Consider the following 24,048-nt stretch of genomic DNA (forward strand, 5'->3'; position numbering starts at 1 on the left):
TTTGCGGCGACTTGTGGGTAATCAACAGGAGGTTACGAGTCCTTTTGCATCAGGCCAAATCGCTGGGACTCGTAACCTCGTCCACTACATCCCGCCGCTAATTCTTTCGACGGTCCGAGGCTCCTTCGTTGAACGGTATTGCGTTTACCACAGCGGCAGACGGTTCGGGCGGGACCAACGGATGCGAGCCAGCAGCACATCGCCGCGGTAGCCGTTCCACGGCATCCATTCGCCGACAGTGATCCACGATTCGTCGGGGCTGGCGTGGGTTACGTGGAAGTTGCCCATCAAAGCAACTTTTTTGGGATCGTTCACTCCATCGCCGACCAGCGGCAACGCAACTTGTTCGGTCTCTCGGATCAGACATTGTCGCTCGACATCGACCTGAGCGACCCACAGCGGTGCACGCCAACGCATGACGTTAGCGTTGGAATCGTCCTGGCGAGTGTAGACAAGAAACAGTCCGTCGCTGTGTGTCAGCCAGTGTTGTTGCGTCGTCGACATTCCGATCGGCGTGCCGTCTTCCCATGCCCACGCCTTTTTAGGCGACCAGTTCAGCCCGTCTTCGCTGCTGCTGACATATCCGTGATCGTCTTCGGCGCGGATCGTCATCCAGAACTTGCCATCAAACTCGGTCACGCTTGGTTCCAGCAGTCCGCGGCCGTGGCGGTTCTCTAGCGGCGGGCCGATTTCACGCATCGTCAGTTGGTCGCCGTCGTAAGCCGCGTGGACACCAGCGACCATCCGGTTCATCTCTCCGGGCCCAAAGGTGAACGACATCTGGACGTCGCCGTTGGGCAACACGACGCGTTGACCACATCCATTGGAGTAGATGGAGGTGTTGCGTGGATCCTCCCATTCGAGGATCTTGCGTTGCGACCAAGTGCCATCGGCGGCGCGGGTGGCATAAACGGGATAGCGCGACAGCTGCTCCTTCCGAGCAAAATATTTGCCTTTGTAAAAGACGACGTGCCCAAGGGCGAGGACCGAATTCGATTGTGGGTGGTACTGCGGAACGACGTCGCAGACCGCAGCTTTCAAGTCGTCGCTACGGCCGGGAATTGGATCGCGTCCCAACGCTGGAATCGGTTCGGGATCGCTCCACGTCTTCCCCAGATCGGTCGACGTCGACCAACAGACAGGGCCGAAATAGTCCGACCCGCCGATCTCTTGAATCGTCATCAGCGCGATCGGTTTGCCATCGGGGCCCGGCATCATGCAGACTCGAGGATGAAACCAAGTTGCTCCCTTGCCATCGCGATTCTCCCACAGGGTTTGCTTGGAGATCGAAGCGATCAGCGGTTCGTCGGCGCGGGCAAGCGTCGCCAAGTTCGCTCCCATGCAAATTGCGATTATGATGGCAATCCGCAGATAGTGCTTGGGGAGAACGGATAAACTTTCGGTAGACATCTTGTGTTCCTCATAGTTGTTTTGGTCATCGGCAATCCAACGTTGGACGTTTTAAATTATGGCAACATTGTATCGAATGATTTTGGTTAGTAGGTCGTTTCGTGGATCGATGGTTTGGAGTCTCGCGGCGGCAATCGCGATCGTTGCCGCGCCGATTCCTCGGGGCTACGGCGACGAACCGCCAACGCGCGAAGAGGCGGTGGAAGCCATGCATCGCGCCGTTGCCTTCTTTCGCGATCAAGCATCGGCAGGGGGCGGGTATGTGTTTCGTTGGAGCGAGGATCTTTCGCTGCGAGAAGGCGAAGGCAAGGTTGGCGATTCGACAGCCTGGATCGAACCGCCGGCAACGCCTGCGGTTGGGCTGGCCTATCTGAACGCGTACCGTTTGACCGACGATCCGATCCTGTTGGATGCGGCGCGGCAAACCGTTGCGGCTTTGATCCAGGGACAAATGGTTTCGGGCGGATGGGGCGAAAAGATCGAGTTCGCACCGCGCGATCGGGCTCGATATGCGTACCGTGTCGATTCGAAGGATGTTGGCAAGCGACGCAACACCAGCACGCTGGACGATAATAAAACGCAGTCCTCGTTGCGATTCTTGATGCAGTTGGACAGCGCGCTGGAATTCCGCGATGCCAAGTTGCACGAAGCAGCTCGGTTCGGCTTGGACCGCGTCCTGGACGCTCAGTATCGCAACGGAGCGTGGCCCCAGCGATTCGATGGACCAAACAATCAGGCCGAAGTTCCTATCGTCCAGGCGAGCTATCCATCTCAATCGCCCAAGACATATCCCAAACAGAAATACGATTCGTTCTACACGCTCAATGACAACACGCATTGCGACGTGATCGCCACGATGTGGGAGGCTTGGGATACCTACCAAGATCCGCGTTACAAAGAGGCAGCGGTGCGCGGCGGCGACTTCCTACTGCTTGCTCAGATGCCGGAACCACAGCCCGGTTGGGCGCAACAATACGACTATCAGATGCATCCGGTTTGGGCTCGGAAATTTGAACCGCCATCGATCTCCGGGGGCGAGTCGCAACGAGCGATGCAAATGTTGTTGCACCTGTTTCGTCGGACTGGCGACAAGCGTTATCTGCAAGCGGTGCGGACCGCCCTGCCCTACTTCAATCGCTCGCTGCGCGAAGACGGGCGGTTGCCGCGATTCTTGGAATTGCAGACCAATCGTCCGTTGTATCTGACCCGCGATTACGCGGTAACCTACAACGACAACGATCTGCCAACGCACTACAGTTTTGTTGTGAAGGCGAGGCTCGATTCGATCGAAAAGGAACTTAACAGGCTGGAATCGTTGCCGCCGGACCAGCTATGGCCCCCCGGCAAAAGGAAGTCGCCTAAGATGAGCGACGCCTTGGCGAAGGCGGCATCACAACGGATCGATTCGCTTGACCAACGTGGAGCCTGGGTGGAGAAGGGGAAACTAAAGACGCACGCCCAGACGCCTGGGGGGCGGATTATTTCGAGCGCAACGTTTATCAAGAATCTGAATGTGTTGGCGGAATATGTCGCCGCGGCCAATCGCTAGGTTCCCACGCTGCAGCGATGGTTTGCTATAACGTCCATCGCACGGATGCGTGCGTTTGATCTCCGACTAAACTTGATGAAAACAATGCCCGACGCTTCCGAACCGATCGATCCGTATCACAAGTGGTTGGGGATTCCCAAGTCGCAACAGCCGCCGACGCATTACCGCTTGCTGGGGATCGAACCGTTTGAGGATAACCCCGACGTGATCGACGCGGCGGCCAGTCGCCAGGTCGCCTATCTGCATCAGCTGACTTCGGGGCCCCATCGCCGCTTGACTCAGAAGTTGATGAACGAGATCGCTCAGGCGCGTCGCGTGCTGATGGATGATGAGTCGCGGGAGAATTACGATGCGCAGCTGCGCGATCGCCCGGCGGAGAATCCTGCGTCACCAAAGCCAGAAAACAAGATCGACTTTGGCACCTTCCCCGCGATCGACTTCGGCGAGAAGAAGACGCGAAAGCCTATCGATACGGATTCATTTGCGGTCGTCACCGACCAATCGAGCGAAGAACCAGCGGCCAGCATTGGCGATTCGGGGTCGCCACGTCCGCGAGGCGGAAGAGCCCCCAAAGCGTGGTGGCAGAAGAATGATTGGCGGATCCATCTGGGGATCTCCGCCATTTCCGTCGCGATCTTCGTCGTCTATCTGCTGTTCTGGGGCCCTGGATCGAACAAGCGGTTTGTTCCCGAGGGAAGCTTTGAACAACCCAAGATCCAAAACTTCGACGACAAATTTATCGATTAACGCGGCGACAGACTTCTCGCCGCGTCGTTAAGTGTCGCTTGGTCTATTTGAGCTTCAGTTGATCGATCGAACGGGCGGCGACGGAGGTCTTCGTTTCGACCAGCGTCTCGTTCAGCCGAGCGCGATATTCCATCATGCTCTCAGCACCTTCGAAGCCGACGACGGTCTCGTCCCAGTCCAACTGCTTGCTGAGTACGCGGCCGGCATCGATGTCGAACTTGATCGTGCCGTTGCTCAACTGTTGAACGACTTGCGATTTGACTTTGGGATCGCTGATCGGCGTGATCGGTTGCGATTGGACGGTGATCGTTGCGACGCCGGTTTGCACTTTTTTAAGTGTATAGAGTTCGCGGACGTCGATCCGTTTGACCTGGCCGCCGGCGAGACGCGCGTGCGTTTGGCGTGGCACAGCCCAGGTATCGCCAACTTTGATCGCCTTAGGTGGCAGCGGCATGGTCAAACCTCCCATGCCCAAATTGGCTTTGGTGCCAGCGTGACTCTCGCGTTCTTTTTCCTGTCCCTGCCCGTTGATGCTAACGGTGGTCAACGGTTTGCCCAACGTCGCTTTGACAGCTTCGAATTGGTAGGGTGGATCCTCGCCCGACTTGCTGTCCCAACGGACCTCGTCGGCCTCGCCGATCTTCTGGCTCAGTTCGGTGTCTTGAACCATGTGGACAAAGGTCATTTGGCCGGTTGCCGGATCGACCGATTCGACGTTCCAGACCTTGGTGCTCAGACTGCGGACATTGGTCAATTCGTCTTTGCCACGAATCCGCGTCTTCGTCTTGGCGACGTGGGTGACTTGGTACTGCAGCGTCTCGCCTGCTTTTAATTGGTAGTGCAACAGATAGGCTGGTTCGGCTTGCACCGCGGGGCTCGCGTTGTTGGTCTGTTGAGCACCAGCAGATCCAACGAGCACGGCCAACAACAAAGTCATTGGGAGGCTGGCGGAAAAGGCGGTTCGAGTCATGAGTGCATTCCTTGCAAAGCAATTGAGGCGGGAAACATCCAATGTTTTCAGTTGGGAAGCATAATGAAAATGGCCGATTTTGGGCAACCCAGATCTGTGGAACGCCGCGTCGCAGGTCGGCGACCATCCGACGATCGCATCACGCAACGATGAACGATCGGGCAACCATGCGTCCCGGCGGGAGTGGTTATACTGGCCGCCGGCCCCCTTCACGTTTCCCCTTCCGACACAGCGGAGCACTCTCCCAATGCTATCTCGCACTTGCAATGTGGTTTTTCTTACCTGGCTGCTCGCCTCTGTTGTCAACGCGGCCCAGCCAAACGTCGTGATCCTGTTGGCCGACGATCTTGGGTTTCGCGACGTCGGTTGTTACCAGGGGCCAGTGCAAACGCCGACGATCGATTGCTTGGCCGCTGGCGGAGTGCGGTTCACCGATTTCTATTCCGGCTGTGCTGTCTGTTCCCCGTCGCGAGCGACGCTGTTGACCGGACGCCATCACATCCGCGCCGGGGTTTACAGCTGGATCCACGATGAGAGTCAGAACTCGCATCTGCGAACCCGTGAGGTCACCCTGGCCGAAGTGCTTCGCGAAGCCGGCTACGCGACAGCCCATGTGGGCAAATGGCACTTGGGGCTGCCGACCGACCAACGGAAGAAACCGACGCCAGACGAGCACGGTTTTGATCATTGGTTCGCGACTTGGAACAATGCTAGCCCTAGCCATCGCGATCCCGACAACTTCATCCGCAACGGTAAACCGGTTGGGAAATTGGAGGGGTATTCGTGCCAATTGGTCGCTGACGAAGCGATTCGCTGGCTCGACGAACGCCCCGATGCGAAGCGTCCATTCTTTCTGAACGTCTGGTTTCACGAGCCTCACGCACCGATCGCTGCACCGCCAGAGCGTGTCGCGACGTATGGCGAACCGAAAGACCGAGCGGCCGTCTACTCTGGCACGATCGACAACACCGATCGTGCGATCGATCGGTTGCTGAAGAAACTTGCCGAGGTCGACGCGGTCGAAAACACGTTGATCATCTATGCGTCGGACAACGGCAGCTATCGCGACGATCGCACCGGCGGGCTCCGCGGTCGCAAGGGAATGAACTGGGAAGGCGGGATTCGCGTGCCGGGAATCTTTTCTTGGCCCGGAAAGATAAGCTCAGGTGTGACGAGTGAACCCGCTGGTTTGGTCGACGTGTTGCCGAGCGTTTGCGGATTGTTGGGCCTGCACCCACCGGCCGGCGTGCATCTGGATGGCACCGATCTTTCGCCACTGTTGACCGGCAAGACCGACGCGATCGCGCGGCAGCAGCCGCTGTTCTGGCATCTGCAGAAATCGCGTCCGATCGTCGCGATCCGCTCGGGAGATTTCAGCCTCGTCGCCGACCCGGCCTACGACCTGCCGACGACGAACATGTTCCAGGAGAGCTGGATTCCGCAAATCCGCAGCGGTGGGTATACCAATTATCGGCTGTACCACCTGCGGCGCGATCCGGGGCAAACGACCGACGTCGCCGCCGAACACCCGGAAGTGTTTGAATCGATGCGCCGGCAATTGCTGCAGATCAATCGCAGCGTGATGGCTGACGGAGCGGATTGGCATCTGGGGCCGGTCGACGACACCGCGGCCCGATAACGTTTGTCATGAGATCGATTTCGTGAAATGGGGCCCTAGTTATGAGTGGCTCTTTGCCGCGCACTGTCTGCTCGACAACCGCTGTGTGAGATTCGACGACATGGTTTCACGCTGCGAACCGGCTTTTTTTCGCGTCGTTGAGGCATCGGCCGCAAGCTTGCATTAGAATGGCAGCACTCCCCCCTGTTCTCCGTCCCACCTCTCCCTTTGTGATGCCACTGCCATGCGTTTTGTCCCGCATCTTGTCGTGCCGTTGCTGGCTCTTCTGTTTCTCACCCCGCCTGCCCTCGCTCAATCGGCTGCTGAATCCTCGGCCTGGAAGGTCCAGCAGGTGCCAGCGATTTGGAAGAAGGCGGCCGGCGGTCGCGATGCCTATTCTTGGTATCGCTGTGCCGTCGAAGTCCCCGAATCGTGGGCCGACCAAGAATTGACGCTCTTTATCGAAGGTGTCGACGACGCCCGTGAGGTCTTCTTCAATGGAACTTCGATCGGTCTGGTCGGTACGCTGCCGCCGGAATATCGCAGCGGATTGGGAGCGACGATGCGATTCCCGATCCAAGCCAATCTGGTTTCGCCGGGAGCCGCAAATGTTGTGGCCGTTCGCGTCTACCAGAACCAGGGACGCGGCGGGTTCAACGTCGCCGCACCGGTACTGTTCGGCAACGACAAGGCGATTCGGATGGCGGGCGACTGGGAGACACGCGAAGGCGATGACCTCAGCTGGGGCAAGCTGTCGACGCGAGATGAGATCGCCAAAACCGCGCGGTTCGCAAAACTGGAATCGGCCGCCGACGTCGAAGCTTCGCTGAAGAAGCTGGATGACGACGCGGGGCGTCAATCGATCGCCGACACGCTCAAGCAACTGACCCATCCCGACGACCTCGCCTTAAATGTCGCTGTGGGTGAACCGAATATCGGCCAACCGCTTTCGATCAAATGGGACGCCCGTGGGCGGATGTGGGTGATTCAGTACCTGCAGTATCCGACGATCGCGGGGCTGAAGATGATCAGCCGCGACAAGTTTTTGCGAAGCGTTTACGACAAAGTTCCGCCGCCGCCACCGCATCACTTCATCGGTGCCGACAAGATCACGATCCATGAAGATACCGACGGCGACGGCGTCTACGACAAACACAAACCATTTATCGAAGGGCTCAATCTCGCCTCGTCGGTCGCGATCGGCCGCGGCGGCGTCTATGTGCTCAACCCGCCTTACCTGCTCTTTTATCCGGATGCCGACGGCGACGATCTTCCCGATGGCGATCCCGAGGTGCTGTTGGAAGGTTTCGGTTTAGAGGATTCGCACTCGGTCGCCAACAGCTTGCGATGGGGCCCCGATGGCTGGCTCTATTCGACTCAGGGAAGCACCGTCACCGGGCATGTTCGCAAGCCGGGATCGGCGGAAGAACCGATCCACTCGATGGGCCAAGTTGTCTGGCGTTATCATCCCGAATCGGCTCGCTACGAGATCTTTGCCGAGGGAGGCGGAAACTCGTTTGGCGTCGAATTTGACTCGCAAGGACGGCTCTACTCCGGCCACAACGGCGGCGATACTCGCGGCTTCCACTACGTCCAAGGCGGTTATTATCGCAAGGGTTTTGGCAAGCACGGATCGCTCTCCAACCCCTACACCTACGGCTATTTTGAAGCGATGGGGCACGCAAAAGTCGCCCGCTTCACCCACACCTTCGTGATCTACGAAGGAGACGGATTGCCCGCGAAATATCAAGGCAATCTGTTTGGATGTGGTCCGTTGCAGAGTCATATCGTCCGCAGCGAAGTCCAGCCCGATCGATCGAGCGTACAGACGGTCGACCTTGGTTTTGCCTTGGAAAGCGAAGATAAATGGGTCCGCCCTGTCGACATTCAAGCCGGCCCTGACGGCGGGCTTTACGTAGTCGACATGTACGAGCAACGGATCGATCACGCTAGCCATTATCAAGGCCGGATCGATCGCGAGAGTGGCCGTGTGTATCGGCTGCAGGCTCCCGCTGCGAAGCCGTTCAAGATGGGAGACCTCAGCAAGTTGTCGACGGCTGAATTGGTCGACCTGCTGAAACATCCTAACAAGTGGCATCGGCAGACCGCTTTGCGCCTGTTAGGCGATCGTCGCGATGCTGCCGCCCTGCCGCTGCTGAACCAGGTGTTGAAGCAGTCCGAAGGTGTGGATGCGCTGAATGCTCTCTGGGGCCTGAATCTGTCGGGCGGATTTGACGATGCGACCGCGTCGCAGTTGTTGGGACATTCCGAACCGCTGGTTCGCGAGTGGACGGTTCGTTTGTTGGGCGACCGGTTGGTGCTGAGCGACGCGTTGGCGAAGCAACTCGCTTCGTTGGCGGCAAGCGAATCGGACGTCCGCGTTCGCAGCCAATTGGCTGCGTCGGCGCGTCGAATGCCCGCCGCCCAATCGCTGCCGGTGATCGCAGGGTTGCTGACTCACGATGAAGATGTAGACGACATCCACGTGCCGCTGTTGATTTGGTGGGCGCTGGAGGCACATTGTGAAGCTGACGGCCAGCAGGTGTTGGCGATGTTCAACGATTCCAAGATCTGGACGCGCCCGATCGTTCAACAGCATGTGTTGGAGCGATTGATGCGACGGTATGCATCGACGGGAACGCGAGGCGATCTGCTGAAGTGCGCCACGCTATTGAATCAAGCTCCCACCGCCGACCAGCGAGCGACGCTGTTGGTTGGATTCGAGAGTGCCTTCGAAGGCCGTTCGCTCTCCGGCTTGCCAAGCGAATTGTTGGATGCGTTGGCAAAATCGGGAGGTGGTTCGCTGGCGCTGCGACTGCGTCAAGGGAATGCCGAAGCGATCGAAGAGGCGTTGGCTGACATCGCCAACAAAAAGGTTCCCGCTGCGAAACGGATCGAATTGATTCGCATCTTCGGCGATATTCGCAACCCCGCGGCGCTGCCGGTACTGTTGAAAATGGCGAACCAGGAGAGCGACGAAGCGTTGGTCGGTGCGGTCTTGGCGACGTTGCAGTCGTACGATGCCGCCGAGATCGGCGAAACGATCGTCGCCGGCTTGAATAAGTACTCCGACGCCGCGACCGAAGTGGCGTTGTCGACCTTGGCATCGCGAGCGATCTGGTCGCAACAGCTGTTGTCGGCGGTCGCGTCGAAACAGATCGAAAAGGATCAGATCCCGACGGCGATCTTGCGGAAGATGTTGCTGCATCAAAACGCGGAGATTTCCGAAGCGATCGGCGACACCTGGGGCGAGATCTCGGGCGCGTCGACGGCGAACATGTTGGCCGAAATCACCCGGATCAGCGAAGTCTTGTCGCATGGGACGGGCAATCCTTATGACGGCAAGCTGCTGTACAAAGAGAGCTGTGGGAAGTGCCATCAATTGTTCGAGCAGGGAGGGGAGATCGGTCCCGATCTGACCGCCTACAAACGCGACGATGTCCGTCAGTTGTTGGTCAACGTGGCGAATCCGAACTTGGAGATCCGCGAAGGCTTTGAGAACATGATGGTGCTGACCTTCGACGGCCGGGCGCTCAACGGATTTGTCGAGGATCAAGACAATCAAGTTGTCGTGATCAAAGGTGCGGATGGCCAGCGAACGGTGATCGAGAAAGAGAACATCGATCTGATGCAGGCGAGTAAAAATTCGCTGATGCCCGAGGATCTGCTGGCCAAGATGAGCGATCAACAGCTGCGCGATCTCTTCGCCTACCTCCGCTCGACTCAGCCGCTCCCCTAGCCCGGCAGAAAGCCGACTTCGTTTAACCGCGGCCCATCGGGCCGCGCGTTTGTGTGTGGCGTGTTATGTGTTGCCCGAGTTGTTGATGGTGCGTTGCGCTTGGACGCGCGGGGCGTTGCCCACGCGGTTAAACGATTGGGATGAGGCCGCTTCGTTTAACCGCGTGCCCATCGGGCCGCGCGTTTGTGCGGCGTGTTATGTGTTGCCCGAGTTGTTGATGGTGCGTTGCGCTTGGACGCGCGGGGCGTTGCCCACGCGGTTAAACGATTGGGATGAGGCCGCTTCGTTTAACCGCGTGCCCATCGGGCCGCGCGTTTGTGTGGCGTGTTATGTGTTGCCCGAGTTGTTGATGGTGCGTTGCGCTTGGACGCGCGGGGCGTTGCCCACGCGGTTAAACGATTGGGATGAGGCCGCTTCGTTTAACCGCGTGCCCATCGGGCCGCGCGTTTGTGCGGCGTGTTATGTGTTGCCCGAGTTGTTGATGGTGCGTTGCGCTTGGACGCGCGGGGCGTTGCCCACGCGGTTAAACGATTGGGATGAGGCCGCTTCGTTTAACCGCGTGCCCATCGGGCCGCGCGTTTGTTGCCCCTGCGGTTAAACGATTGCCTGCGTTAGTGATACGTAGTCCATCCGGCCTCCAAACCTGCAAATGGTGTTACAAACTTCCAGGTTTGCTTTTTCTTTCCCTCCTTGATCGGGTTCTCCAGCACGTATGCAATCGCATCTTCGATCTCCTGCTCGGACTCTAGGAAACCGCGATACGATTTCGTATTCCATGGAGTAGGAGTGTTACCGTCGTGGCGTTTGTAGTCTGCCAGCGGATGAAGTGAGGACTGATTGAGCGATTTCGTCGCTTCACCTTTGAGAAGCCCGGCAATGTATTCCACCTTGAAACGGTGGCGGGCGATGACGAGATGGACGTGCTGAGGCAGAATTGAGCAGGCCCAAATCGTGAAGCGACTCTTATCAATCGCAACCCCAAAACCTTCTGCGACAGCCATCGCTTGTTGTCCCGACAAGATGACCTCGGGGTATTTCAATTTTGCCTTCGTTTGGTGCTGCCACCGACGTTGTGGCTGGGTTAGTTCCGTACGCTCGATCTTATTCGTCAAAGACCCCATGCGATACAGTTCCCAGGCCGCAACAAATTCCGACCAAGACCCGCGTTGGTCATTCGGGAGCCAAAAAACATACGTGCCGAAAACAACATGATATCCGTGTACCATGCGAAACGTCCCCTGCATTCGCGTTGAGACACACTTCGCGTCCGACGACGGCAGAACAAAAGGTTGTTTCACGTGTCTCGATGCTTGTAATTGTAGCGCGCCTAGCAATGGGTAGCTACGACAAGGAGTGCTGTTTGTGTGAACATGCAGTCGCTAGGTGGGACGCGCGGGGCGTTGCCCTCGCGGTTAAACGATTGGGATGAGGCCTTGCTTCGTTTAACCGCGTGCCCATCGGGCCGCGCGTTAGTGTGTGGCGTCGCGTGGAGCCCGAGCTGTTGATGGTGCGTTGTGCATGGACGCGCGGGGCGTTGCCCTCGCGGTTAAACGATTGCGATGGGGCTCGCTTCGTTTAACCGCGTGCCCATCGGGCCGCGCGTTAGTGTGTGGCGTCGCGTGTGACCCGCGTTGTTGATGGCGCGTTGCGTTTGGACGCGCGGGGCGTTGCCCGCGCGGTTAAACGATTGGGATGAGGCCGCTTCGGTTAACCGCGTGCCCATCGGGCCGCGCGTTTGTGTGGCGTGTTATGTGTGGCCCGAGTTGTTGATGGTGCGTTGTGCTTGGACGCGCGGGGCGTTGCCCTCGCGGTTAAACGATTGTGATGGGGCCGCTTCGTTTAACCGCGTGCCCATCGGGCCGCGCGTTTGTGCGGCGTGTTATGTGTGGCCCGAGCTGTTGATGGCGCGTTGAGCTTGGACGCGCGGGGCGTTGCCCTCGCGGTTAAACGATTGCGATGGGACGCTTCGTTTAACCGCGTGCCCATCGGGCCGCGCGTTTGTGTGGCGTGTTATGTGTGGCCCGAGTTGTTGATGGCGCGTTGTGTTTGGACGCGCGGGGCGTTGCCCACGCGGTTAAACGATTGCGATCGGGGACGTCTTAGATGTCGGTGCCGGCCAACGAGACGTCGCTCTTTTCTGCGTAGGGGTTGGTGCGAACCAAGCCGTTCTTGCGCGTCATCTTGCTCGCGGGGACGGTGGAAGAACCTGCGGTGCAGCTGTTGCAGTAAGGGTTTTGCTGCGGTGGGTTTACAAAGTCCGGCGCGAGTCGCCCTTGGTAGGTGCTCGGCGCGGCGACCTGTGGCAGCGATGCGAAGGGGCTAATTCCATAGGGCCGGGTGTGGCGGTTGCCATAATAGACCGGTGGGTGGAGAGCGAAGTAGGGTGGGGTCGCCACGCTGGATCGGCTCTGGATGCCGTAGGGTTGGTAGCTGCCGAAGTAGCCCAGGTTGGGATAGCCGACGGCGGATGCTGGGATCGCGATCGACCCCAACAAGAGGAACAACGCGGCGGTGAAGGTGGATTGTCGAGTCATGGTGGAGAGTTTCCTGTTGCGATACCAATGGAGAGGTCCAAGGACGCACAGCCCTTGCTTTCCTTCACGTTAGTTACGGTGGGGCCGCAATTGAAGCTTCCACCGACGATTCTGCTCTCCTTTGCCTCGATCGACCGTTGGGGTTGTAGCGATTGTGCCAAATGCATCGCGCCGCGCGGGCAGGTATACTGCAAATTCTTGCAAGTTCGACTGGCCAGTCGCCATTTGATTCTCGGGTTCCCCGAACATCAACGCTTCGTTTTTCCTACCACGCTCCCGATCCCAAGACATCCCACGCCATGAATACGACTCGACGAAGTTTGCTCACGACGACCGCTGCCGCAGCGGGTGCCCTTGCGTTTCCGCATGTCGCTGGTGCCGCGGAGCCCGCAAAAATTCGAGTCGGCCAGATCGGCACGAAGCACGCTCACGCATCGGGCAAGCTGGCTGCGATGCGGAAATTGAGCGACCTGTACGATGTTGTGGGCGTTGTCGAACCCGATGCAAAACGTCGGGAAGCGATCGCAAATACCGAAGCCTATCGCGGGCTCCGGTTCCTGACCGCGGAAGAGTTGTTGAACGATCAAGGCGTTGCCGCGGTGGCGGTCGAGACGTCGGTCGACACTTTGGTGCCGACGGCGATTCAATGTCTGCAGGCTGGAAAACACATCCATCTCGACAAGCCCGCCGGTTCGTCGATGTCGGCTTGCCGCGCGATGCATGCCGAAGCCGATCGTCGCGGGCTGACGATTCAGATGGGCTACATGCTGCGATACAACCCCGCCTTCGAGCTGCTATTCCAAGTCGTCCAAGACGGTTGGCTGGGACCGATCACCGAGATCAGCGGAATGATGGGCAAGATGGCGAGCGATCCGCTGCGGAAGAGCTTGGCGGCCTATCCCGGCGGCGGGATGTTTGAACTGGCTTGCCATCTGATCGATGCGGTGGTCACGGTTCTTGGCAAGCCCGACCGCGTGACGGCTCACAATCGCCAGACCTTTCCCGAGAAAGATAGCTTCGTCGACAACCAGTTAGCCGTCTTCGATTACCCGGCGGCGATCGCCACAATCCGCTGCAACCACCTGGATCCACTGGGCGGTCCGCGGCGCGGATTCGAGGTCGCGGGGCAGCAGGGAGCGTTTCAGATCAATCCGTTGGAACCGCCCGCGGTCCGCTTGGGACTGGACCGTGCGAGAGGTTCGTTTACCCAGGGCTTCCAAGACGTGAAGCTGGAACGGAGCAGCGGCCGCTACGACGACGAGTTCCGCGACTTGGCCAAGGTGATCCGCGGCGAAAAGGCCCTGCGATGGGATTCATCGCACGACCTGGCGGTTCATGAAGCGGTGCTTTTGGCCAGCGGCCTGCCGTTGAATTGACGCCTGGTGTGGCTAGCTCGCGTTGGCGGCGACACGTCGCAGCAGTTCGGCGGTCGCTTGCAGCGATTCCATCGGGATCGTGTGCGGTCCGTCGAATTGAATGAACTCAAAATTTGCCGACGATTCGTCGAGCAATTCGCTGAGCCACTGAGCTCCGATCATCGGCAGCACAAAATCGCTGTGCCCGTGGCTCTGCAGCGCGTCGACAGATTTCAGTCGATCGGCCGCGACGGCTTTCCACTGGGCTTCGCAGATCAGAGTCCCCGACCACTGGATCAGGCCGGCTGGCGGATTTTTTAGGCCGCGAAGCGCGACGTCCAGGGATACCATCGCGCCTTGCGAAAAGCCGCCGATCACCAAGGGAGCGTCCTTGTCGAAGTCGCCGGCGACAGCTTCGATCGTTTCGGTCAGCATCTGGCGAGCTTCTTCGATCCCCGGCGGTTCTTGGCGTCGCAGTTCGCTGAAGTCGTTCGTTTGGAACAACTCCATCAATCGCTGCATGTTCAGCGGCCACCAGGCTCGGCCGCCGGGCATTCCTTGATCGGCGAGCGAGATCGGAGCGGTCGGGAAGACAAAGCGGAACTTTTCGGCGTCATCGCCCAGCATTTCCAGGAGGTATTGTCCCAGCGGGACCAGGTCGTCGCCGGGGGCTCCAAAACCATGGCACAAGACGACGGGAATGGTTGGGGCTTCGCCACCATCGATCACGACGCACTGCAGCGGACCGATTTTTTGTTCAAGAGCTGACATCAATGATTATCTGGGGATTTGGGCAAGGGATCGGGTTTGGCGCGGTCCAGATGGCCCAGGTCACGCCCTTGGGCAACGCGGTCGCGGACCAACTGTTTTAGCACTTTAATCTCGGGAAAACCGTGATCTCGGTGGCGATCCCAGATCATATCGCCATTGAGCTCGATCACGAAGCGGCCTCCATCGGTCGGCGCCAGGGCGACTTCGTCCAATTCAGCTTCGAAGGTTGTCAGTAGTTCCTGGGCCATCCAGGCGGCTCTCAACAGCCACCGACAGCCGGTGCAGTAGCGAATTACGATACGATTATTCATGATAGGTCCGGTCCTTTGAAAAACTCTTTATCCGAAAGAGCTATGATCCGAAGGGATTATGTTATAGTGTAAGCCCCTGTTTTATGATCGATTCCGACGCGTCAACGCGAGCCCACCGATGAAACACCTGCCCAGCATTCCTCTTTTATTTTTGCTGTTATGCGTGCTAGCGGGCCCTGCCAATGGGACCGAAAAAGATCGCCAGGCGATCAAGTTCTTTGAGACTTCGATCCGCCCATTATTGGCGAAACACTGCTACGATTGCCACGGCGATGCCGAGCAAGAGGGCGGTCTGCGATTAGATCACATCTCGTTTATCGAATCCGGTGGCGATTCGGGACCCGCATTGGTTGCTAGCGAGCCGGACGAATCGCTGCTGATCGAAGCGATCCGCTACGATTCGGGCCTGGAAATGCCGCCGGATGAGAAGCTGGCTGACGAGGAGATCGAGCTGCTGGAACGCTGGGTCGCGATGGGGGCTCCATGGCCCGAAGAGGCGGCTGCGGCGAGTTCTCGCGACGAGTTCGGATTCACCGAAGAGGATCACAAGTGGTGGGCGGTTCAACCGGTCGCCGATCCCGCGGTTCCGAAGACTGGCGACGCTTGGGCGACCACGCCGATCGATCAATTTATCGCGGCGAAATTGAAGCAAGCCGATTTGACACCCGCCGCCAAAGCGGATCGCTATGAATTGATTCGCCGGGCGACATTTGATCTGCACGGTTTGCCGCCGACCCGCCAACAGATCGACGATTTTGTCAACGACGATTCTCCCCAGGCTTGGGAGCGGTTGATCGATCGTTTGTTGGAGAGTCCGCGGTACGGCGAACGCTGGGCCCAACATTGGCTGGACGTCGTCCGGTATGCCGAAAGCGATGGCTATCGTCAGGACGCATTTCGGCCCAAAGCGAGCCGCTATCGCGACTACGTCATCCATTCATTCAACGACAACAAACCGTACGACCAATTCGTTCGTGAACAATTGGCCGGCGATGAGATCGATCCGGACAATCCCGATGTCCTGATCGGGACCGCATTCCTGCGGCACGGGATCTACGAATACAACCAACGCAACGCGCGGATGCATTGGGAATTGATCGTCAACGAGATGACCAACGTCACGGGAGAAGTCTTCCTGGGCTTGGGAATCGGTTGTGCCCAGTGCCACGATCACAAGTTTGATCCGATCCTGCAGAAAGACTACTTCGCTTTGCAAGCGTTCCTCGCGTCGACCTGTTGGCCAACCGATATGCCGTTGGTCGATGGCCAGACGAAAGAAAAACACGATCGGATGCAGGCGGAGTGGGAGCAGGCGACGGCGTCGATTCGCGAGCAGATCGATGCGATGTTGGAGCCAACCTACAAGAGCCGCACCAATGCCGCGGTGAAAATGTTCCCCGAGGACATTCAGCAGATGTTCGCCAAGCCACGCGAGGAGCGAACCACGTACGAGCAGCAGATGGTGATGCTGGTCGAACGTCAGGTGACGCGGAAAAACGCCGCCGCCGATGGGAAAAAGGTTTTCGCCAAAAAGCCGGAAGAGCTAGCGAAATTCAACGATTTGCAAGCTCAACTGAAAGCCTTCGACCATCTGAAGCCCGAGCCGTTGCCCACGGGGTTTGTTGCGACCGACGTCGGTCCTGAGCCTGCGGAGACGATCTTGGTTTCGCGGACTGGCAAAACGAATGTCGATCCCGCCTTTTTGACTTTGCTGGGGCAACCGGCACCGGTGATCAAACCGACCGAAACGACGACTGGTCGTCGCCGTGCGTTGGCTGATTGGATCGCGCAGCCCGACAATCCGCTGTCGACGCGTGTGATCGTCAACCGAATCTGGCAGCATCACTTTGGTCGCGGTATCGTCTCCACGCCCAACGATGTTGGGATGTTGGGAGAACCGCCGAGCCACCCCGAGTTGTTGGACTGGTTGGTCCAGCGGTTCCTGGAAAACGGTTGGCAGTTCAAACCGCTGCACCGAATGATCATGACCAGCGCCGCCTATCAACAGACGGCGCGGCGCGAGGCGACCGAGCATGAAGAAGCTGTCGACATCGAGAACCGATTGCTGTGGCGATTCCCGCCGACGCGATTGGATGCCGAACAGGTCCGCGACGCGATGCTGGCCGCTTCGGGCGAACTGACTCACCGCGATGGTGGCGGATCGGTCAGCGGAAACACTCCCGTGCGAAGCATCTACGTGAAGAAGATTCGCAACACGCCCGATCCTCAATTGGGTGCGTTGGATGCGCCGATGGGATTCGAATCGGCACCGACGCGTCCGCAAACGACGACGCCAACTCAGGCGTTGACTTTGGTGAACGGCGATTGGACGTTGAAGCGAGCTGAAGCGATGGGCAAGCGTTTGCTGGCCGGAAAGGATTCGATCAGCGCGACGGAGATCGACCAAGCGTATTGGACTGTGTTTGGCCGCCCCGCGTCCGACGCGGAACTAAACATGGCGTTGGAATTCACGCAGAGTTTGGTTGAGCAGGAATCGCCCACGCCAGAGCCAACCAAAAACGAAAACGATCCGTATCCGGGGGAAACGGGTTTGCGAAGCATTCAAAATGCGTTCGCCAGCGTGAATGGTGTTTCGCTGGGAAGCGGTGCGTTGTGGATCCAACCGGGCAGCCGATTTGAGCGACTGCAATTGAAGGACCTTCCGCTGGGCAGCCGGTTCACGATCGAAGCGATTGCGACTCTCGACCGAATCTATCCCGATGCGAGCGTCAGCACGTTGATTTCGGCTTGGAATAGCAACAACAAAACGCCGGGCTGGTCGCTGGGAGTCACCAGTGCCAAGTCGGGTTATCAGCCGCGAAACCTGATCGTCCAATTGATCGGTCACGATGCTGCCGGAGCTGTGAAGTACGAAGTTGTCGCTTCGAACCTCCGCTTCCCGCTGAACAAGCCGGTCTATGTTGCCGCGGCCGTCAACGCACGGCCTAGCGGCGATGGCAAGTCGGCTGGAACGGTTACGTTCTACATGAAAGACCTGTCCGATCCCAAAGCGAAGATGCGAACCGCAACGATCCCGCATTCGATCGTTGGGAGCATCAACAACAAGTCGCTGCCGGTTTTGGTTGGCGGACGCCAGGGGAACGGTCATCGCTGGGACGGTCAGGTTGCACGCCTGGCGATCGCGGACAACGAGGTTCCTCAAAACCGTTTGATCGTCAACGCAGCCGCTGAAGGAGGCCCGGTCGAACACCTACTGGACTTCGATTTCAGTGGCGAAGACGGCCAGATGCCAGCTCCGGGAACCGCTTGGGTGACCAGCGAAGCGGCCTTGAAGAAGTCGGAACCGCCGTCGAAGGTCGTCGCTGCGATGCGTGACTTCTGCCACGCGTTGTTCACGTCGAACGAGTTCCTGTATCTGCACTGAGTTTGCGGCGAGAAAGCCTGTCGCACCTTGGGTGCGATAGGATGCGTTAGCCGTGGTTTCCCGCGTAGCCTCGTATCTGCCGCCCACTTCGGGGCTTTGTTTTGGTTTTGGATTGCGATCCTGCGGCTCGCGCCGCAGGCTTTATGCGACCGCCGCATCCGCGGCTTGGAGTGTTCCTGCGGCATTCGCGGCGGGCAAATTGCGATCGCCGCATCCGTTCCTGCGGTTGGCACCGCAGGCTTTATGCGATCGCCGCATCCGCGGCTGGGAGTGATCCTGCGGCATTCGAGGCGGGCAAATTGCGATCGCCGCATCCGGTCCTGCGGCTTGCGCCGCAGGCTTTATGCGATCGCCGCATCCGCGGCTTGGAGTGTTCCTGCGGCATGCGCGGTGGGGAAATTGCGATCGCCGCATCCGTTCCTGCGGCTTGCGCCGTAGGCTTTATGTGATCGCCGCATCTGCGGTTTAAAGATGAGACTTAGTTCGATTCGCCGGTCGCTGGTTCGGTGGCTGCGGTGTCGGCGGTGGGCTCGGGGAGCTTGTCGATCGCTGCCGACAACTCGTCGGAGATTGCATGGTAGCCTTGTTGCGGCGCAAAGGCTTCGGTCATCTTGACTGTCACTTCGCGGATCGGCATGGAATGAACAATGATGCCATCGCGAATCTTGCCCGAGGTTTTCAATTCCCAGCTGGCCATTTCTTTTGCACCGGCGTTGTCGGTGCCTGGAAAGGCGATTTCGACACGATAGCTGTGCGATGGTTTGCCGGCAACAAATTCATATTGCACCTCGAAATAGCAGATGTTTGGCTCTTCAAACCAAGCTTTTAGATCGTGCAATTCGACTCGGCTCTCCTCTGTCGGTTCCGCTGCGGCCGAGACAGTTTCCTGGTTCGTCGTCGGCTTGGATTCCGATTCACATCCCAGCAGCGGCACAAAGAACCCCAGGCAAAGCAGCAGGTGATGTGACAAACGGAGCGATGGCATAATTCTCTCTATGCGTTCGAGATGCGAAGGATGAATCGAGGCAAGCTCAGTGAGAAGAGATCGCCTTGCGGTCCAGACTCAAGCAATGCTTGGATTCGCTTATTTCTTCCGCGGTGCTGAAGGCAGCGCAATGATTATGTCTTCATCATCCTCGGTAACCGTGACTTCTAACGGAGAGTTGGGAGTTGAATAGGGAGCTGGAATCCCCTCACGCGAATCGGGGAATTCCGCTTGAGTTGCCTCAGCTGGCAACACTATGCCATTCCCATCGACCATCTGGCTGATACGAACCCGGTAGTTCCCCGGAGGCAAGCCGCTGGCGGCGTCGCGTGAACTGATGACGGTGAACTTCCCTTCGGCATCGGACATCCCCAAGGCGCCGTCTCCCGTCGTTCCCGCTTCTGGAATGAACTGCACCGAAGCGTTGGCAATCGGTCCGTCGTCCGATTGCAATTGACCGTTGATCGCTACGCGATGCACACCGTCGCCACCGCAGCCGATGCAGAAGAGGTAGCTTAATACGAATAGACTCAGATGCAGTTTTTGCACTTTGGGATCGTCCTGGTGTTGAAGTTCTCTACGAAGCAATCGAAAGTTGACATCGCGATTTATGTAGGCGCTGCGAGCAGAATCGCCTCCCGTTATGTAGGGAGTTCGCTTTCAAGAGAATCGCGATGCTTCAGGTCATGAGAGTTAGGAGAGCGGCTAGAAGTCTCCCTCGATCACTTGACCATCCGCGATCCGGCTCAGGTTCGTTAGGCTGGTCGTGTCGATGGTTTCGGAGATTAAGCGAACCGAACCATCGGCGAGGACAAACATGCATCCGCCTGGGTGCAAGCTTGCGACGCTATACCAAGATGCACGTCGGCCTCGTTTGTTGTTTAACGGGCTCGAATTGTTGCCGTAGTTCCAAACGTTCAATCCACGCGCGGGAAAGGTGCTGTTAAACGCACCGACGGGATCGATTCCGACCGACAGCCAACCAGCGTAAGACCAGGCCGAAGTGTCACCATTGAAGGTTTCCAGCGTCAGTTCACCCATCGCCAGAGTGTTGCTTGTGCCATCTTGGATTCCGCTGATCGGTGTGTAGCTGTTTTCACCAAACAGATAACGTGTGCTGATCGAGACACCGCGGTGGTAGTTGTAGCTGTTCAACGTGCTTGCGGGCATCAAGAAATCATAGTTGGTTTTTTGCGCCGCAATGCCGGCTCCGCGATCGGGACTGTAATATCCGCTGAGCTCGATGGTTTCGGCTCCACCGTCCGACGGGCAACGGAAACTGGTGACCAGTATTTCCGATAGCGCTGCGTTTCCAGAGTCGACCGCGTTGGGAGTCGTCAGTGGAGCACCGCCTGGCCGGACGTAGTCGCCATACGCGCAGGAGTGATTGAATTGGTCGTAGAGAGGTTGTTGTTCCATGAACGGCAGGAGCGAAGTTAAGCCCTGGCCGTTTTTCGCCAAAGGATCGGGAAGGTATGGCGATGCGGGGCTGGACGAGTTCAAACCTCCTAAACTGAATCTCCCCGCAGGAAACTTCTTGTAGGTGCTTTCGTAATTGTGTAAGGCCAGGCCCAACTGCTTCAGGTTGTTGCTGCACTGCATGCGGCGTGCTGCCTCGCGTGCGGCTTGAACTGCAGGTAGCAATAGCCCGACGAGAATTCCGATGATGGCGATCACGACTAGTAGTTCAACCAGGGTGAATCCATTTTTGTTTCTTCGTTTTTGCATCAAAGCTGTTTCTGCGAGGGATGAGGAGGTAGGACATTCAGAGGTGGGAGGAACCTGGATCGCCCAAGCTCCTGTTGTCACCCTTCGGTAGCAACTCGCATGCCAACATCGTGCGTTGACGGGATCAAGGGGCACGTCGTTTCAGCGCGAGCATCCCCATCGCACGCCTGCAGGATTAGAGGAAACGAGCCAACGGTGTCACAACCTCCACAGCCCGTGGCTCAGCGGGAGCACTGTATCCGGCACAATCCAAGCCTCTTCGTTTGGCAACAGGATGTTGTTTTGAGAACTCTGTGCCTTTTCGTCAGATCAACATGCCAACCGGCGAGTCTGTGCCAAAAGGATGTAAAACAAGCAGGCACATGATGCCCGGTCTCTAGGCAAACAGGATCGCGAATTGCGAACGCCCTTCTGGAATGACCGAGCAATAAAAAAAGCTCGCCGAGAGCGGAATGTCTCGGCGAGCTTTTTACTTTTGGGTTCGTCTTTTTCAGCTTAGATCAGCTGTCGACTTCGACCGATTCGCCGTGTTTGTCGCGGCAGTCCATTTCCATGTGCTCGGGGAACAAGCCCTCGCTGCCAAGGATCTGAACCGTCATCTCGCCGGCCTCTTCCATGTGCATGATCTCACGGCGTTTCTTGTTGTTCAGATACGCTGCGACTTCATCGTTCACCCGGACGGTGATCCGTTGAATGTGCTCGTTTCGCGACGCCAGTGCCAGCATCCGGATGACTTCGATCGACATGCTCTCGCCTGTCTTAACCACACCGCGGCCGCTGCAACACGGGCAATCTTTGTAGACGCTGCGCTTCAGGCTTGGGCGAATTCGTTGACGAGTCATTTCAACCAGACCGAAGGGGCTGGTTCGCAAGATCTTGGTGCGAGCCCGATCGCGAGCCATCGCATCGTGCAGAGCGCGTTCGACCTTACGGCGATGGCTCTCCTTACGCATGTCGATGAAGTCGTTGACGATCACGCCACCAAGATCGCGAAGTCGCAATTGGCGAGCGATCTCGCGGGCGGCGGCCAAGTTGACTTGCAACGCGTTCTCTTCGGCGTTGCTGTCGCTGCGGTGGCTGCCGCTGTTGACGTCGATCGCAACCAAAGCTTCGGTCGGATCGATCACGATCGAACCGCCCTTCGGCAATGGCACGGTGCGGCCTTGGATCTTGCGGATCTCCGATTCCAGCTTGTAGTGATGGAACAGCGGTTCGGTTCCTTCGTAGAACTTCAGCTGTTCGGCGGCACGCGGCATCACCAAGCGGATGAAGTCCTTCGCCCGTTCGTAAGCTTCGCGTTCATCGATTTGGATCGCATCGATATCGCTGGTCAGCATATCGCGGATCGTGCGGATGATCATGTCGCTTTCTTCGTAGATCACGCCCGGCTGCTCGCTCTCGGTCAAGCGACGGTGGATCGCTTTCCAAAGACGCAGCAGGTAGGCGAGATCGCGCGACAGATCCTGCTTGGTTCGTCCGGCACCGGCGGTGCGAACGATGAAACCGAGACCCTTGGGAGGGCTGAGTTCCAGCAGAGCTTTCTTCAGTCGTTTGCGATCGTCGTCGTCTTCGATCTTGCGGCTGACGCCAACGCGAGCCAAGGCTGGCATCAAGACCAGGAAGCGACCGGGGATGCTGATGTAAGTCGAAAGGGTTGGTCCCTTGGTGCCGATGCCTTCTTTGATGCACTGGACGAGAATGCTGTCGCCGCGCTTCAGAACATCTTGGATCGGAGGTTTGACGCGAGGTCGGCCCCCTTTGAAGACGCGTTGGTTGCGGCCTTGTTCGCGGGCTCGCTTGGCCGCTTGTTCGGCCAGTTCGTCCGATTCCCGCATGATCTCTTCGGGGTCGTAACCACCCTGTCGAAAGTACTGCGGTTCGACATCGCTGATGTGCAGGAAGCCGTTGCGTCCGACGCCGAAGTCGACGAAGGCGGCTTGGATGCTAGGTTCGAGGTTAACGATCTTGCCTCGATAGATGTTGCCAACATAGTTGTCGGCACTTGCACGCTCGGTATAGAGCTCTTCAAGCTGACCATCCTCAAGAATCGCGATGCGACTCTCTTCGGGCTGGGCAACGTTGATAAGCATTTCCTTCTTCATATCGCTTGCCTTTCATGGGTATCTGCATCCTTAATCTGGGCATCAGTTAGTGTTGTGGCTGTTGGCACGATGTGTGCCGTTGAAACTATGAAACGCATACGATGCGAACATTTTGTGTGTTGCCATCGGCTGGTCTTGGCGATCACTTCGCCCTGCCAGCGCTAACGATCTAACTGGTCATCTGCCCCGTGACGCATTTGGATGATTCAAATTCGTGTTCCAGTTCGACGCGCGTTCGCGTCAGAAACTGGCCACTGTCGGTAACGTGTGTAATCTTCAATTCTTCGATCAGGTCGGTTGGTCGCAGCGATGCGCCTTGATCCGGCGTGCAGCGAAATACGAGCACGCCATCTTCTACCGCCAAGTGTTCGATCTCCGCTGCAAGACTGAACACCAATGTCTTGTCTTTCCGTTTTATTTCGATCGTGTCGCAGCTGCGCAGCGCCTCGATCTCTGCGAGTAGAGCCGCCCGATCGGATTCGGGAATGGGCAGATTGTACGTTGTTGACTTCAGCTTTGCCTTAGCCGAGCCCTCGGGAACCGCAGTTACTTGCAAAATTCCTAAACCGGGCTGTTGGTCGGCTCGCAGTCGCTGGCCCAGTTCTTCGGGATCCAACGGTTCGGCAAGTTCCAGTTCGAGCAGTTCGTCGAGGCTTGCCGTGCCGAGCGCGAGCGCCGAGGGGAAGTTCATCCGCGGCTTGGGGTGAAAGCCTTCGGACATCGCCAGCTTCAGATCGATGCGGTGGAACAAGCGTTCCCACAATCGCAGCAGGTCGCGATGGCTGATCCAACGCAATGGGCCGGTTTTCGAAAAGCGGATGTGGTACCGCGCTCGTGTCATAAG

17 protein-coding genes are annotated in these 24,048 nt (G+C 58.0%); 6 read left to right on the forward strand and 11 right to left on the reverse strand.

Going from position 1 to position 24,048, the window contains the following annotated elements:
- Positions 1–144: 144 nt before the first annotated feature.
- Entirely contained in the window at positions 145–1,410 is a 1,266-nt protein-coding gene (locus tag EC9_RS06855; protein WP_145343499.1) for a sialidase family protein, read from the reverse strand.
- Positions 1,411–1,468: 58 nt separating this feature from the next.
- Between EC9_RS06855 and EC9_RS06860 the strand changes: the two genes are divergently transcribed.
- Complete coding sequence (locus tag EC9_RS06860; protein WP_145343501.1) at positions 1,469–2,959, forward strand: pectate lyase; 1,491 nt, start codon at positions 1,469–1,471, stop codon at positions 2,957–2,959.
- Between the two features lie 84 nt (positions 2,960–3,043).
- Positions 3,044–3,706 (forward strand): J domain-containing protein, encoded by a 663-nt coding sequence (locus EC9_RS06865; protein WP_145343503.1) that lies wholly within the window; start codon positions 3,044–3,046, stop codon positions 3,704–3,706.
- Between the two features lie 43 nt (positions 3,707–3,749).
- Here EC9_RS06865 and EC9_RS06870 read toward each other — a convergent pair whose 3' ends face one another.
- The gene (locus tag EC9_RS06870; protein ID WP_145343505.1) at positions 3,750–4,676 is read right to left on the reverse strand and encodes a hypothetical protein; all 927 of its coding nucleotides are present in this window, start codon (positions 4,674–4,676) and stop codon (positions 3,750–3,752) included.
- 247 nt (positions 4,677–4,923) lie between these two features.
- Here EC9_RS06870 and EC9_RS06875 point away from each other — a divergent pair, with 247 nt between their 5' ends.
- Together EC9_RS06875 and EC9_RS06880 are read left to right on the forward strand one after the other, a co-directional pair.
- Positions 4,924–6,315, forward strand: a complete 1,392-nt coding sequence (locus EC9_RS06875) for a sulfatase family protein (protein ID WP_246105996.1) — start codon at positions 4,924–4,926, stop codon at positions 6,313–6,315.
- A 223-nt stretch (positions 6,316–6,538) separates the two neighbouring features.
- Positions 6,539–10,033 (forward strand): PVC-type heme-binding CxxCH protein, encoded by a 3,495-nt coding sequence (locus tag EC9_RS06880; protein ID WP_145343507.1) that lies wholly within the window; start codon positions 6,539–6,541, stop codon positions 10,031–10,033.
- Positions 10,034–10,644: 611 nt separating this feature from the next.
- Here EC9_RS06880 and EC9_RS06885 read toward each other — a convergent pair.
- Positions 10,645–11,073: a hypothetical protein gene (locus EC9_RS06885; protein WP_246105997.1), complete on the reverse strand. Its 429-nt coding sequence runs from the start codon at positions 11,071–11,073 to the stop codon at positions 10,645–10,647.
- Between the two features lie 1,059 nt (positions 11,074–12,132).
- The gene (locus EC9_RS06890; RefSeq protein ID WP_145343509.1) at positions 12,133–12,567 is read right to left on the reverse strand and encodes a hypothetical protein; all 435 of its coding nucleotides are present in this window, start codon (positions 12,565–12,567) and stop codon (positions 12,133–12,135) included.
- A gap of 299 nt (positions 12,568–12,866) precedes the next feature.
- On the opposite strand from EC9_RS06890, the gene EC9_RS06895 reads away from it, so the two are divergent.
- On the forward strand, positions 12,867–13,943 hold the full coding sequence (locus tag EC9_RS06895) for a Gfo/Idh/MocA family protein (protein ID WP_218934644.1): 1,077 nt from the start codon (positions 12,867–12,869) through the stop codon (positions 13,941–13,943).
- A gap of 12 nt (positions 13,944–13,955) precedes the next feature.
- Here the strand turns inward: EC9_RS06895 and EC9_RS06900 are convergent, their stop codons facing one another.
- Both EC9_RS06900 and EC9_RS06905 read right to left on the reverse strand, forming a co-directional pair.
- A complete protein-coding gene (locus EC9_RS06900) occupies positions 13,956–14,693 on the reverse strand; it encodes an alpha/beta hydrolase (protein ID WP_145343513.1) in 738 nt (245 codons plus the stop codon).
- Positions 14,693–15,004 (reverse strand): SelT/SelW/SelH family protein, encoded by a 312-nt coding sequence (locus EC9_RS06905; protein ID WP_145343515.1) that lies wholly within the window; start codon positions 15,002–15,004, stop codon positions 14,693–14,695. The genes EC9_RS06900 and EC9_RS06905 overlap by 1 nt, the downstream gene beginning before the upstream one ends.
- Positions 15,005–15,122: 118 nt before the next feature.
- Between EC9_RS06905 and EC9_RS06910 the strand changes: the two genes are divergently transcribed.
- Positions 15,123–18,389 carry a PSD1 and planctomycete cytochrome C domain-containing protein gene (locus tag EC9_RS06910; protein WP_145343517.1) on the forward strand — a complete coding sequence of 1,089 codons (3,267 nt, stop codon included), beginning with the start codon at positions 15,123–15,125 and terminating at the stop codon, positions 18,387–18,389.
- A 478-nt stretch (positions 18,390–18,867) separates the two neighbouring features.
- Here EC9_RS06910 and EC9_RS06915 read toward each other — a convergent pair whose 3' ends face one another.
- The 5 genes from EC9_RS06915 to EC9_RS06935 all read right to left on the reverse strand — a co-directional run bounded on the left by EC9_RS06915 (position 18,868) and on the right by EC9_RS06935 (position 24,045).
- Positions 18,868–19,374 carry a hypothetical protein gene (locus tag EC9_RS06915; RefSeq protein ID WP_145343519.1) on the reverse strand — a complete coding sequence of 169 codons (507 nt, stop codon included), beginning with the start codon at positions 19,372–19,374 and terminating at the stop codon, positions 18,868–18,870.
- 99 nt (positions 19,375–19,473) lie between these two features.
- The gene (locus EC9_RS06920; protein WP_145343521.1) at positions 19,474–19,923 is read right to left on the reverse strand and encodes a carboxypeptidase-like regulatory domain-containing protein; all 450 of its coding nucleotides are present in this window, start codon (positions 19,921–19,923) and stop codon (positions 19,474–19,476) included.
- A 156-nt stretch (positions 19,924–20,079) separates the two neighbouring features.
- Positions 20,080–21,102 carry a DUF1559 domain-containing protein gene (locus EC9_RS06925; RefSeq protein ID WP_145343523.1) on the reverse strand — a complete coding sequence of 341 codons (1,023 nt, stop codon included), beginning with the start codon at positions 21,100–21,102 and terminating at the stop codon, positions 20,080–20,082.
- A 500-nt stretch (positions 21,103–21,602) separates the two neighbouring features.
- On the reverse strand, positions 21,603–23,204 hold the full coding sequence (locus EC9_RS06930; protein ID WP_145343525.1) for an Rne/Rng family ribonuclease: 1,602 nt from the start codon (positions 23,202–23,204) through the stop codon (positions 21,603–21,605).
- 169 nt (positions 23,205–23,373) lie between these two features.
- Positions 23,374–24,045 carry a TIGR03936 family radical SAM-associated protein gene (locus tag EC9_RS06935; protein ID WP_145343527.1) on the reverse strand — a complete coding sequence of 224 codons (672 nt, stop codon included), beginning with the start codon at positions 24,043–24,045 and terminating at the stop codon, positions 23,374–23,376.
- Between the last annotated feature and the right edge of the window lie 3 nt (positions 24,046–24,048).

Origin of the sequence: Rosistilla ulvae, assembly GCF_007741475.1 — a bacterium.
Classification (GTDB): domain Bacteria; phylum Planctomycetota; class Planctomycetia; order Pirellulales; family Pirellulaceae; genus Rosistilla; species Rosistilla ulvae.

Bases quoted from the DNA above. Each gene is read 5' to 3' on its own strand.
- EC9_RS06855 (WP_145343499.1), bottom strand. From the start codon at position 1,410: ATGTCTACCGAAAGTTTATCCGTTCTCCCCAAGCACTATCTGCGGATT.
- EC9_RS06860 (WP_145343501.1), top strand. From the start codon at position 1,469: ATGGCAACATTGTATCGAATGATTTTGGTTAGTAGGTCGTTTCGTGGA.
- EC9_RS06865 (WP_145343503.1), top strand. From the start codon at position 3,044: ATGCCCGACGCTTCCGAACCGATCGATCCGTATCACAAGTGGTTGGGG.
- EC9_RS06870 (WP_145343505.1), bottom strand. From the start codon at position 4,676: ATGACTCGAACCGCCTTTTCCGCCAGCCTCCCAATGACTTTGTTGTTG.
- EC9_RS06875 (WP_246105996.1), top strand. From the start codon at position 4,924: ATGCTATCTCGCACTTGCAATGTGGTTTTTCTTACCTGGCTGCTCGCC.
- EC9_RS06880 (WP_145343507.1), top strand. From the start codon at position 6,539: ATGCGTTTTGTCCCGCATCTTGTCGTGCCGTTGCTGGCTCTTCTGTTT.
- EC9_RS06890 (WP_145343509.1), bottom strand. From the start codon at position 12,567: ATGACTCGACAATCCACCTTCACCGCCGCGTTGTTCCTCTTGTTGGGG.
- EC9_RS06895 (WP_218934644.1), top strand. From the start codon at position 12,867: ATGAATACGACTCGACGAAGTTTGCTCACGACGACCGCTGCCGCAGCG.
- EC9_RS06900 (WP_145343513.1), bottom strand. From the start codon at position 14,693: ATGTCAGCTCTTGAACAAAAAATCGGTCCGCTGCAGTGCGTCGTGATC.
- EC9_RS06905 (WP_145343515.1), bottom strand. From the start codon at position 15,004: ATGAATAATCGTATCGTAATTCGCTACTGCACCGGCTGTCGGTGGCTG.
- EC9_RS06910 (WP_145343517.1), top strand. From the start codon at position 15,123: ATGAAACACCTGCCCAGCATTCCTCTTTTATTTTTGCTGTTATGCGTG.
- EC9_RS06915 (WP_145343519.1), bottom strand. From the start codon at position 19,374: ATGCCATCGCTCCGTTTGTCACATCACCTGCTGCTTTGCCTGGGGTTC.
- EC9_RS06925 (WP_145343523.1), bottom strand. From the start codon at position 21,102: ATGCAAAAACGAAGAAACAAAAATGGATTCACCCTGGTTGAACTACTA.
- EC9_RS06930 (WP_145343525.1), bottom strand. From the start codon at position 23,204: ATGAAGAAGGAAATGCTTATCAACGTTGCCCAGCCCGAAGAGAGTCGC.
- EC9_RS06935 (WP_145343527.1), bottom strand. From the start codon at position 24,045: ATGACACGAGCGCGGTACCACATCCGCTTTTCGAAAACCGGCCCATTG.